Annotated in this window: 10 protein-coding genes; 3 read left to right on the top strand and 7 right to left on the bottom strand. The window is 63.7% G+C overall.

The genetic code is table 11. The annotated features are described in order from the left end of the window. The first annotated feature begins 8 nt into the window (after positions 1-8). Both ACODTB_RS06070 and ACODTB_RS06065 read left to right on the top strand, forming a co-directional pair. Positions 9-1,040, top strand: coding sequence for a Rieske 2Fe-2S domain-containing protein (locus ACODTB_RS06070; RefSeq protein ID WP_291121764.1), 1,032 nt, complete (start codon positions 9-11; stop codon positions 1,038-1,040). 103 nt (positions 1,041-1,143) lie between these two features. Continuing rightward, on the top strand, positions 1,144-2,253 hold the full coding sequence (locus ACODTB_RS06065; RefSeq protein WP_291121763.1) for a porin: 1,110 nt from the start codon (positions 1,144-1,146) through the stop codon (positions 2,251-2,253). A gap of 33 nt (positions 2,254-2,286) precedes the next feature. Here ACODTB_RS06065 and ACODTB_RS06060 read toward each other — a convergent pair whose 3' ends face one another. Both ACODTB_RS06060 and ACODTB_RS06055 read right to left on the bottom strand, forming a co-directional pair. Further along, the gene (locus ACODTB_RS06060) at positions 2,287-3,147 is read right to left on the bottom strand and encodes a hypothetical protein (RefSeq protein WP_291121762.1); all 861 of its coding nucleotides are present in this window, start codon (positions 3,145-3,147) and stop codon (positions 2,287-2,289) included. A 153-nt stretch (positions 3,148-3,300) separates the two neighbouring features. Next, on the bottom strand, positions 3,301-4,236 hold the full coding sequence (locus ACODTB_RS06055) for a DMT family transporter (protein WP_488929163.1): 936 nt from the start codon (positions 4,234-4,236) through the stop codon (positions 3,301-3,303). An 84-nt stretch (positions 4,237-4,320) separates the two neighbouring features. Between ACODTB_RS06055 and ACODTB_RS06050 the strand changes: the two genes are divergently transcribed. Next, positions 4,321-5,184 (top strand): LysR family transcriptional regulator, encoded by an 864-nt coding sequence (locus ACODTB_RS06050; RefSeq protein ID WP_488929162.1) that lies wholly within the window; start codon positions 4,321-4,323, stop codon positions 5,182-5,184. Between the two features lie 79 nt (positions 5,185-5,263). Here ACODTB_RS06050 and ACODTB_RS06045 read toward each other — a convergent pair whose 3' ends face one another. From ACODTB_RS06045 to ACODTB_RS06025, 5 genes are all read right to left on the bottom strand, one after another. Continuing rightward, entirely contained in the window at positions 5,264-6,943 is a 1,680-nt protein-coding gene (locus ACODTB_RS06045) for a hypothetical protein (RefSeq protein ID WP_488929161.1), read from the bottom strand. A 287-nt stretch (positions 6,944-7,230) separates the two neighbouring features. Then, the gene (locus ACODTB_RS06040; protein ID WP_291111771.1) at positions 7,231-8,190 is read right to left on the bottom strand and encodes an alpha-E domain-containing protein; all 960 of its coding nucleotides are present in this window, start codon (positions 8,188-8,190) and stop codon (positions 7,231-7,233) included. Between the two features lie 10 nt (positions 8,191-8,200). Further along, the gene (locus tag ACODTB_RS06035) at positions 8,201-9,640 is read right to left on the bottom strand and encodes a circularly permuted type 2 ATP-grasp protein (RefSeq protein WP_291111773.1); all 1,440 of its coding nucleotides are present in this window, start codon (positions 9,638-9,640) and stop codon (positions 8,201-8,203) included. A 96-nt stretch (positions 9,641-9,736) separates the two neighbouring features. Continuing rightward, positions 9,737-10,186 (bottom strand): NYN domain-containing protein, encoded by a 450-nt coding sequence (locus tag ACODTB_RS06030; protein WP_488929160.1) that lies wholly within the window; start codon positions 10,184-10,186, stop codon positions 9,737-9,739. Between the two features lie 323 nt (positions 10,187-10,509). Then, positions 10,510-11,808: a type II toxin-antitoxin system HipA family toxin gene (locus ACODTB_RS06025; protein WP_291111777.1), complete on the bottom strand. Its 1,299-nt coding sequence runs from the start codon at positions 11,806-11,808 to the stop codon at positions 10,510-10,512. Positions 11,809-11,820: the final 12 nt, after the last annotated feature.

Raw genomic sequence — 11,820 nt, 5'->3', positions numbered from 1 at the left:
AACACCCCATGAGCATGGACGAAGCGACTTTGAAAACCGACGCCACGCAGCGCGTGGAGCGCGGCCTGTTGAACTACTGGTACCCGGTGCTGCCGAGCTACCGCCTGGCGGGCACGCCCATCGGGATCACGCGCCTGTCCGAAGAGATCGTGCTGTGGCGCGACGACGAGGGCCAGGTCCGCGCGGTGGAAGACCGCTGCCCGCACCGAGGCGCGCGGTTGTCGCTGGGCTGGAACCTCGGCGACCGGGTGGCCTGCTGGTACCACGGCGTGGAGGTGGACGGCCGGGGCAAGGTGGTCGATGTGCCGGCCATGCAGAACTGCGTGCTCACCGGGCGGACCTGCCTGAAGTCCTACCCCGTGGTGGAAGCCCACGGCGCGATCTTCCTCTGGTTCGGCGATGGCAGCCTGGACGCGCCAGCCCCGTTCGAGTTGCCCGAAGAGATGACCGCCGAGGACTACTCGGGCTTCCTCTGCATGCAGAACTGGAAGTGCAACCACCGGTACGCGATCGACAACGTCATGGACCCCATGCACGGCACCTACCTGCACTCGCAGTCCCATTCGATGGCCGAGGGCGACCGGCAGGCCGAGATGACGGTGCGGCCGACGGACACCGGCCTGATCGTCGAAAAGGTGGGCCAGCGCGGCGTGAACTTCGACTGGGTCGAGTTCGGTGAGTCGGGCCTGATGTGGATGCGCCTGGCCGTGCCGTACAGCAAGCAGCACGGCGGTGGCCAGTTCATCATCGTGGGCTTCGTCACCCCGGTCGACGAGACCCATTGCCAGGTCTATTTCTGGCGCATCCGCAAGGCCTCCGGGTTCGACCGGCACGTCTGGCGCTTCCTCTACCGCAACCGGCTCGAAGGTCTGCACTGGGATGTGCTGGAGCAGGACCGCAAGGTGATCGAGAACCTCACCCGGTCCGCCCGTTCGCGGGAAACGCTGTACCAGCACGACGTCGGCATCGTCCGGGTCCGCCGCCTGATGGAAAAGCGCGCCCAGGAACAGGTCGCGCGGCGACTCGCCAGCGTGACCTGACCCGCTCCCCCTCTTCCGTTCCCCCCCTCTTCCGTTCCCCCCCCTCTGTCCGGGGACCCGGCGGGTCCCCCGGACATCCCTTCGCCCAAAATATGGAGTCCCCATGAAAAAGCCCCCCTTCCTTGCCGGTTTGAGCGCGTGTGCCTGCCTGTTGGCCAGCGGCGCCGCGAGCGCGCAGAGCACGGTGTCGATCTACGGCGTCATCGACGCCTCGGTGGAACACGTCACGAAAGCGACCCCCAGTGGCGGCGGCCTGACCCGCGTGCCGTCCCTGACCGGCAGCGCGCCCAGCCGCCTGGGCTTTCGCGGCACCGAAGACCTGGGCCAGGGACTCAAGACGGTCTTCACGCTGGAAACAGGGTTCTCGCCCGACACCGGTGTGGCCAACCAGGGCGGCCGCGCCTTCGGGCGCCAGGCCTTCGTCGGGCTCTCAGGCCCATGGGGCACAGTGTCCCTGGGCCGGCAATACACCATGCTGTTCTATTCCATCCTGGAGTCGGACATCCTCGGCCCCAACCTCTACAGCTCGGGCTCGCTGGACAGCTACATCCCCAACGCCCGCGCGGACAACGCCATCACCTACCGCGGCACCTTCTCCGGTCTCACGCTGGGAGCCAGCTACAGCCTCGGCCGGGACGCCGTGAACGCCGGCCCGAGCCCGGCCGGCACCAACTGCGCTGGCGAAAACCCGAACGACAGCAAGGCCTGCCGGGAATGGTCGGCCCTCGTGAAGTACGACACCGCCACCTGGGGCACCGCGCTCGCGGTGGACGAGCTGCGCGGCGGCACCGGCGCCTTTGCCGGCCTCACGTCCAGCGCCATGACGGACCGGCGCACCTCCGCCAACGGTTACGTGAAACTGGGTGGCCTCAAGCTCGCCGGGGGCCTGGTCCGCCGCGCCAACGGCGCCAGCGCCACCAACGGCAAAAGCGATCTGTGGTACCTCGGCGCGGCGCACCAGGTCACGCCGGCCTTGCTCGTGGACGGCGAGGTCTTCAGCCTGCGTTACAAGCACTCGGTGAACCGGGCCACCCTCGCCGCCGTGCGCACCACCTACAGCTTCTCGCGGCGCACGGCGGTCTATGCAACGGCCGGGCACATCCAGAACAAGGGCACGCTGGCACTGTCGGTCAGCGGCGGGCAGCCGGGCGGCGCGCCGGTGCCCGGTGGCTCACAAAGTGGTGTGGCCTTCGGCGTGCGGCACAGCTTCTGAGCAGGCACGCCTTCGCCAACCCGTGCGCGCGCTTCAGTGCGCGTGCGCGCCCACCAGCGGAAAGTCGTATTGCGCGTCCACCACGCGCGCGGCCATGGTGGGCAGCATGCGGTCGATGAACACCTCACCCACCCAGCGGCGCAGGGCCGGGTTGCTCATGGGGCCGGCGGCCTGCAGCGCCATGCTGCTGAAGGTGTTGATGCCGTCTTCCATGAGCAGGCCCATGGGCACGGGCGGCAGTTTTTCGGTGGACGCGGCGCTGGTGGACTGCTGCCAGGCGCTGAGGAAACGGTCGAAGCTGCCGACAGTGCCTTTGCGCCAGACGTCGGCGATGTAGAAGATCCAGGCGCCCTGGTCTTCCACCACGAAGCCCCAGGAAAACTCGTGGATGCCGTCGGGCGCCTGCGCGAACACGCCGATCTCCTGCACGTCTTCGCGTGCCTTGTACTCGGCGAACAGCGGGCCAGGGCCTGAGAGTTCGCCACGCACGAAACGCTCCAGCATGCCGGGGTCCGAGCTGAACAGTGGCAAGGGATCGGACCACGAACGCTTGGCGCGGTGGATGAGGCGCGAGGTGGCATCGGCGCTCTTCTGCGCCTGGATGCACCGGTCCATGAAACTCTTTCGGCCCTCGGGCGTGGAGATGAGGTTGACCGTGTCGGTGAAGGCAGCGTCGTCCTTCAGGTACCCGTCCTCGCGCAGGCGCAGCACGATGTCGAGCATGGAACTGCGGGTGATGTGCTCGATCATGTAGGCCATGTCGCCGCCCTCGAAATCGGCCATCGACCGCTGCACCCAGGCCATGGTCTCCTCGTGGGAGAGCCCCTGGGGTGCCTTGGGCATGTCGTTGAACAGGGCGCGAAGCACCCTCACCGTATCCAGATCGCTGGCCATTCATCCTCCGTTGTTGGCATCACGGTCGGCCCGGGGAGATAAGGCCTGGACCGGCCTGACAGTCAGGATAGGCGTTTTTGGCCTTTTGCCTGACAGGGGGCCGCTGGCGAGCGTGACTTTTGCTGGCGATGGCGCGGTTTTCCGCGCAACGGTTCAGGCCTGGCGCGTCGCCCGTTGCGTGCCCACCACCACCAGGGCCACCAGCATCATGAGCACGCCAGCCAGCTGGCTGGGGCTCAGGGCCCGGCCGTACAAGGCCCACTCCACCGCCACGGCCGAGGCCGGGTAGACGAACTGCAGCACGGCCACGCGCCCGGCGCTCAGGCGCGCCACGCCGGCATACAGCACCACGTAGGCCAGCCCGGTGTGGATGGCACCCAGCCCCGCCAGCCAGGCCCAGGCAGAGCCCACAGGCGGCCAGCCATGCACGAACGGCCACCAGGCCAGCACCACCGCGCCCACCGCACACTGCCACCAGGCCAGCGCCAGCGGCGTGACACCGCGTGCCCGGTTGGCGATCAGGGTCAGGGCCGCATAGCCCACCGAGTTGAGCAAGGCCAGGCCGATGCCCCAGAGGTAGGTAGACGACCAGCCCGCACCGGTGAGCGCACCATCCACCCAGCCGGAGGCCAGCGCCAGGCCGACCAGGCAGGCGAAGGTGGCGATGCCTTGTGCGCGCGTGATGCGCTCCTTCCACCACAGCGCACCGAAAGCCATCACCATGAAAGGCTGCACATGGACCACCACGGTGGCCACACCAATGGAGGTGCGCTCGATGGCCTCGAAGAACAGCACCCAGTTGATGACCGCGAGCACACCCGCACTCACCGCCGCCCAGCGCGCCGCGCCAGAAAGCCGGAGCTCCCGCCAGCGCCGGGTCACGGCGAACCATGCGGTGAGTGCGAGCAGGCCGAACGCGCAGCGGAACCACACCGCCGTGAGCGGGCTCTGGCCGGCCTCTTCCAGAAAGATGCCCAGCGTGCCGAGCATGAGGCCACCCGCCACCATGAGCCACATGCCGGCGCGTTCGCGCGCTGCGGCGTGGTGGTGAGGACCGAGGGAATGGGGCAACGAAGCCGTGCAGTTCATGCGCCGATGGTCGGTTGGCGCGATCGATCTGTACAGCGGATAAATAAAATCCAATGCATTCGATAAGCGAATATTGGAGCAACCATGAACCACACCGACCTGCAACTGGACTGGCTGCGCGCTTTCGTGGCGGTGGTGGACGGCGGCTCGCTTTCGGCTGCCGCGCCGCTGGTGCACCGCTCGCAACCGGCGGTGAGCATGCAGATCCGCAAGCTGGAAGACGCGGTGGGCCGCGCCGTGCTCCTGCGCGGGCCACGCCACCTGGAACTCACGCCCACCGGCACCGAGTTGCTGGGCTACGCGCGGCGCATGTTGGCCTTGCACGCGGAAACACTGGAGGCCTTGCACGGGCCCGTGCTCAGCGGCCGTGTGCGGCTGGGCGTGCCCGACGACTACGCGGTGAGCTACCTCTCACCTGTGCTGCGCAGCTACGCCGCGCGGCACGCGGGTGTGGAAATCGAGCTGGACTGCGAGCAATCCACCTCGCTCATTCCCAAGGTGCAACGCGGCGAGATCGATCTGGCCCTGATCTCGCGCGACAAGGCCACGCGCGGCACCCTGCTGTTCCAGGAGCCGCTGGTGTGGGTGGGCGCGCCGCAGTTCGAGGTGTGGCGGCGCGACCCGCTGCCGATCGCGGTGTACGAAGCCACCAGCCTGGCGCGACGCGCCGTGATCGCCGCGCTCAATGCACAACGGCGCGCCTACCGCGTGGTCTACAACAGCTCCAGCCTCGCGGGCCAGCTCGCGGCGGTGGAAAGTGGCCTGGCCCTGGCGGTGCTCACGCGCTGCAGCGCACCGGCGCACCTGGCGATCCTGGGCGAAAAACAGGGCCTGCCGGCCCTGGATTTCATGGATGTGGCGCTGTACCGCAGCCAGGCCTCGCGCCATTTGCCTGCGGTGGATGCGCTGTTTGAGCAGATGGTGCAGACGCTGGGCGGCAAAGCCTGAGACATCTCCACCAGTCGCCGCATAAGCAAGCCGTGAATCCCATCAATCACGGCTGTGGAGACAGCCACCACATTCTCTGTCAGGGGTAGTTCTTTGCCTGAAGCAACTTCTTGGCAGCCTGGAAGTGTTTGAGAGTTGCGTTGCTCATGTTCTTGTATTCAGTGATATTGAAGAATGTCCCCATGTGTTCCTTTTTGATGGCCCGCCAAAGTTGGTCTGCGTGCTTTTGATCCAACTTGCTGGCCTTGTCCCCTTGAATTGAAATGAGCGCATTACCATAAGCCCTCAACGTCTGCTCACATCCTTTTTCTATCCTATCCCGGAGGCCACCGTGAGGTGTCATAAGCTTAGCAAGCTGCTCCGATGAAAAACCGGCTTTGCGATATATATTTGCCCAGACCTCAATATCCCCATATCTTCCAGATACCAATGCAGTGCCCATCCCCCCCCAAACAAGCTGATGCAATTCCTCTTTGCGCAACTTGGGTCCAATGCAATCCAGCAAATATTCATAATGAGATAAGGCATCACCCACCAACTCTCTTTGCGATTTAATTTTCACAAGGAGTTTGAAAGGATTTTTCAGATGCTCCAAAAGTTTGGAAAAACCCACAACTGTCGCTTTTGCAGCCTTCATCTGTCCAAGTGGCTCAAACCCCGATGGTTTGCTGCCCGCACAACTTTCCAGAAAGTCAGCCACAAAATCACTCGACATCGCTTGAGAATTAATTTGCTCGATGAAGAAATTGCACATAGCTATGACTCCCTCCTCTTTCAGAAGATTCTTCAAGGCTGAATATTGCGCACTCTTCAGGAGCTCATTATCCAGGAATTTACCGGCATCGATGTCGGAATCAAAATGTCGATTTGAATTTTGCTGAATGAGACATGCAATGCTCCAGCGACGTTGCTCCTCGAAGTCGGGAGCACGCCTGGCAGAAGATACATGGCTTTTCACATATTCATCAAAGATTTTTTTAATAGAAGCGCTTGAATCACCACCAACCTCTATCCGCCTCAAAAGATCCCCAGCCGGTACTTCGGGAGTGAATTTAATTGAAGAGGGGGTTTGGATATTTTTTGATTTCACATTTTGGGGTAGAAGTGCTCCTTTGGCCACCCCCTCCAACTTGGCTTTGCTTGACACAGAGGGTTGTTTCTTAGGTATTTTTGTCTGAGTCGAATTCACTTTCGGAGATTTGTCCAGGAGCGAAGGGCGCACACCATGCCCTTCGACCTTTTTCTGTGCGATCTTGTCTGACACCAAAATTGGCAGTTGCGCTTTAGATCCAATATCTACAGGCGTTATGATTTTGGCATCAACATTTTTAACCGATGCGTAATAATCATTCAAACCCCAAAGTTCAGGATGCATATTGCCCCCATGATTGATGGAGTCAATGCAGCTTCTGAGTTCCTGCACCTGATCAGTCGGGAGACCTTTGTCCGTATGAATCAGAGAATTCACAGCGGCCAAGATCGACGGGTTATTCTTCAAAACCGTCCAAACTGCCACTTTATTTGTGCACACATATTTCGGACAATATTCCGCCACCATCTTTGCAGCATCTTCACCCGTTCTGACTCGAAAGTGTTCCAATTTGCCTATATCGTCCTTTTGAATGCAAAGCTCCACCGCCAATTCATCTATCTCTTGAGGTGAATAAACAACGGCACTCTCTTTTTTGATAAATTTCTCAAAGCCAATGAGATTGAATTTTTCAAGAGTTGGATATTCAGCACATAGATTCGTATTCATAAATGACTTTCAAATGAGTTTCAGCGGGGCAAGCGTTGTCGCGCGGCGGAGATTCGTCCAGGCGTGCGACAAAATTCAACCCTAGGCAAAAGCACCCAAAGAAGGTAGTGCAAATAGAGCGGAAATGGATCGGCGAATCCATGCCTCGCACCTTCCCCCAGGAATCCATTGCGATGGAAACGGCTACCAAAACCGGAATGGCAGGAACCAGGCGCTATCGTCCCGACAGACGGCAGGCGTGCTCAGGCGGCGGTTCGCGAGGGGGCCGTCGAGCGCCCTCGCGCCACTCAGTGCGAAGGGACCAAAAAGTCCTGGCTGATGCGACCACCCAGCTCGTTCACGCGGTCGAGGAACTGCGTGAGGAAGGCGTGCAGCCCCGTGGAGAGGATCTCGTCGATGCGGGCGTACTGCAGGTCGGCCTTGAGCTTGCCGGCGCGGCGCAGGGTTTCGCCACTGTGGTCGTTGGACACCACGCTGAGGTTGTTGACCACCTCGTTCAGGCTGGCCGCCAGGCTGCGCGGCATGTCAGCGCGCAGGATCAGCAGCTCGGCCACGCGCTCGGGCGTGATCACGTCGCGGTAGACCTTGCGGTAGACCTCGAAGCCGCTCACGCTGCGCAGGATCGCGCTCCAGTGGTAGAAGTCGTATTCCTGATCGAGCTCGCTGGCGGCGCCGAAGAAGTCGCTGTGCACGGCGTGGAACTTCACGTCCAGCAGGCGGGCGGTGTTGTCCGCACGCTCCAGGAAGGTGCCCATGCGGTAGAAGTGGAAGGCTTCGTCCTGCAGCATGGTGCCGATGGCCACGCCGCGCGAGAGATGCGAACGGAACTTGACCCACTCGAAGAACTCCCCCGGATCGCGCTCGAAGTTCTTGCTCTTGAGCATGCGGTTGAGTTCGAGCCAGGTCTGGTTCTGCGTCTCCCAGAACTCGGTGGTGAGCGCGCCGCGCACAGCCCGCGCGTTCTCGCGCGCCGCCCGAAGGCACGAGAAGATGCTCGACGGGTTGGTTTCGTCCCGCACCATGAAGTCCAGCACGTTGCGCGGCGTGATCTCCTTGCCGTACTTCTGCGTGTAGGTGTACATGAGCTCGCTGATGGTGAGCAACCCTTCCCAGCCCACCTGCGCCACGGCGGCGGACTGCGGCAGCAGCGAGGTCTGGTAGTTCACGTCCAGCATGCGGGCGGTGTTCTCCGCGCGCTCGGTGTAGCGGGACATCCAGAAAAGGTGGTCGGCGGTTCGCGAAAGCATGGTGTGTCCCTCAGTCTTCCAGAATCCAGGTGTCCTTCGTCCCGCCGCCTTGCGACGAGTTGACGACCAGTGAGCCTTCCTTGAGTGCCACGCGGGTGAGGCCGCCGGGCACCATCTGCACCTCCTTGCCGCTGAGCACGAAGGGGCGCAGGTCGATGTGGCGCGGCGCCACGCCGCTTTGCACGTAGGTGGGGCAGGTGGACAGCGACAGCGTGGGCTGCGCGATGTAACCCGTGGGGTTGGCCGCCACGGCCTTGCGGAAGTCCTCGATCTCGGCCTGGGTGGACGCGGGCCCGACCAGCATGCCGTAGCCGCCCGCGCCGTGCACTTCCTTGACCACCAGGTCCTTCATGTTCGCCAGGATGTACTTGAGGTCCTCGGGCTCGCGCCCCATGAAGGTCGGCACGTTGTTCAGAATGGGCTTCTGCCCGAGGTAGAACTCGATCATCTTGGGCACGTAGGGGTAGATGGACTTGTCGTCCGCCACACCCGTGCCCACGGCGTTGCAGATCGCCACATTGCCGCTGCGGTACACGCCGAGCAAGCCTTCGCAGCCCAGCGTGGACGTGGGGCGGAACACCGAAGGGTCGAGGAAGTCGTCGTCGACGCGGCGGTAGATCACGTCCACCCGCTTGGGGCCGCGCGTGGTGCGCATGTAGACGAAGTTGTCCTTGACGAAGAGGTCCTGCCCCTCGACCAGCTCGATGCCCATCTGCTGCGCCAGGAAGGCGTGCTCAAAGTAGGCGCTGTTGTACATGCCGGGGGTGAGCACCACCACCGTGGGCTCGGCCGTGGTGGCCGGGCTGCTCGCGCGCAGGGTCTCCAGCAGCAGGTCGGGGTAATGCGCGACCGGGGCCACACGGTTCTCGCCGAAGAGTTCGGGGAACAGGCGCATCATCATCTTGCGGTCTTCGAGCATGTAGCTCACGCCGCTGGGCACGCGCAGGTTGTCTTCCAGCACGTAGTACTCGCCCACGCCGTCGGCGTTGGGCGCGCGCACGATGTCGATGCCCGAGATGTGCGAGTAGATCTGGTGCGGAACGTCCACGCCCATCATCTCGGGGCGGAACTGCGCGTTCTGGAAGATCTGGTCGGCCGGCACGATGCCGGCCTTGATGATGTCCTGGCCGTGGTAGACGTCGTGGATGAAGCGGTTGAGCGCGGTCACCCGCTGCACCAGGCCCTCCTCCATGCTGCGCCATTCGTGGGCGGGAATGATGCGGGGGATGAGGTCGAAGGGGATGAGGCGCTCGGTGCCGGAGCCGTCCTCGTCCTTGGCGCCGTACACCGCAAAGGTGATGCCGACGCGGCGGAAGATCATTTCGGCCTCTTCGCGCCGGGCCGCCATCACCTCTTCCGGCTGCTGCGCCAGCCAGCGCGCGTAGTTCTGATAGTGGGCCCGGACCTCGCTGGGCGAGGCGTTCATTTCGTCAAACATCGGTCTGCTCATGGGCTTTTTCTCCTGAGCACAGCATAGCAAGGACCGGGCCAGGGTTTTCGAGCATGCGGCGATCCATGGCGGAAACAGACCACCCCCTGGAAGCGGTCAGCCCACGAGCGAGTCGGTGTAGATGAAGGTGCTGCACGCCGCCACGAAGGCGGCAGGCGTCTGGCGCTCGCCGAAGCCGTAGACCCGCAGGTCTTCGCGGCGCAGGCGCATCGCCACGGGCGTGAAGTCGCTGTCGGAAGAGACGAGGCAGACGCCCGTGACCTGCCCCATGTGCATCAGGTCCATCGCGTCCAGGCTCAGGGCGATGTCCGCCGCGTTCTTGCCTTTGGTGTAGCTGAAGAGCTGCACCGGTTCGATGGCATGGCGCAAGAGCAGGGCCTTGAAGCGCTGCAGGCGGGGGTTCGACCAGTCGCCGTAGGCGCGTTTGATCGCCAGCACGCCGTAGCAGGCGGCGCGCCGCAGGATGGCGCGAAGGCGGGCCGGCGACGCGTTCTCCGCGTCGATGAGAACGGCCAGTTTCTGTTGCTTGCTCAGCGGGTTCGGCATGCGGTGGCTCCCTGTTCCGTTGGGAAAACCGCCGCCACGCCAAGGTGGCGGCGGCCTGAACGGGCTGAGAACCGGACCAACGGAAACCGGCAGACCCTCGCGGGTCTCCCGCCCAGGCCGCCAAAAACGGGACTGGAACGAGAGAGGCCATTTTCCTTGCGGGTTGAAATGGCCTCCGCCATTGGTACGGGTTCTCAGGCCCGGCTCACCTTTTTCGTGAGCGGGAGGGACTTTACAAGAATAACACCAAAGCATTCAAATGGTTTTGATCCTGACTGATGCCAACGACCGCGCGGAGGGTTGCGTTTGAACCTCGGCAAAGCTCAGGCCGTCAAGGCCACCCCCCCGCGCAAGCGGGCGCCGACCTCTTCGCGCACGTTGTTCGGCGCCTCCGCGAGCAGGGCCGGCCAGTCGGCCTGGGCGGCCTTCACCACTGCCTTGCAGTGCCGCAGCACCACCGACCTGCGCAGCAGGCCGGTACTCTCCAGCAGCGATTCGAGCTGCGCCCAGGTGAACGCGCGCAGCCTGGCGTCGATGGCGCGGTTGATGCCGTAGTCCGCTGGCGGCATGCCGGCAAAGAAGGCGCTCACGCAGACCGGGTCGTACAAGGGGGCCAGTTGAGGCTCGATGCCATCGGGGTACAGCAGCGCCCAGTTCTTGAGGTGCGCGTCGGTGTTGCCCATGAGGATGAAGGCCAGGAAGCGGCCGAGGAATTCGCGCGTGTCGCGCGCGGGCTGCACCGAATACTGGTTGAGCAGGCGCAACATCTGGCCGTAGTCCCGCTCGATGCCCCTGCCGTACTTCTGCCTCGGGGCATAGCCCATCACCTGCGCGAACTCTTCCATGTGCACGCGCAGGCCGTGCCGGCGGTCGAAGCGCTCGACCGCCAGGATGTGCGGAAAATCGACCGGCGCGGGCAATTGCGCCTGCTCCCGCGCGATGATGCTCGCGCGGGCGCAGTCCAGCCCGAGCGCGGCGCACAACCGGTAGCCGGTGTATTCGTTCTCGACGAGTTCGGGGTGGCGGGTGGTCGGCAGCTTCAGGATGTGGCTGCCCGCCACGCCATGCCGCTTGACGACGTAGCGCCGCCCCTCCTGCACCGCGGAGAACTTCGTCACCATCCCGGGCAGGGACGCGGCGTCCTCGACCGGCAGCTCGACAAAGCCCGGTTCCAGCACATCGAGCCCCAGCGCCGCGTGCCAGTGGCGAACCACCTGCGGGATGTCTTCGTCGGCGGGCACGGGCTCGACTTCCAGCGCGCCCATCAGGTCGTGCCCGGCGGCGGCCAGCAGTTCGAATTCGTCCTCGATGGTGCAGCCTCTTTGCGCGGCCAGGCGTTCGCGGTTGTGGCCTTCGGGCAAGAGGTTCTGGAAGAAGACCGGCCAGCGGCCGTCGTTGCGCACCAGGCGCTCGTCGCGCGTGGCGCTCAGGATCTGCCGGGTGGCCGCGTCGTCCACCCCGCGCAGGCTCATGGACAGCGTGGGCCGGCGCGGGTCATTCAGGTACGGCTCGTCGAAGGACATGCGCAGGATGTCGCCGTACTGCGAGAGGTAACCGATGGGCCGCTTCTCCCCGGCCGGCGTGTGCAGGGATAGGCGCAGGTAACGGATGAAAGTGCTCATGGCCAGCCCCTT

The organism is Hydrogenophaga sp. FG152 (genome assembly GCF_057809615.1).
The sequence above is the reverse complement of the archived record's forward strand: the minus strand, read 5'-3'. Positions and strand labels throughout refer to the sequence as shown.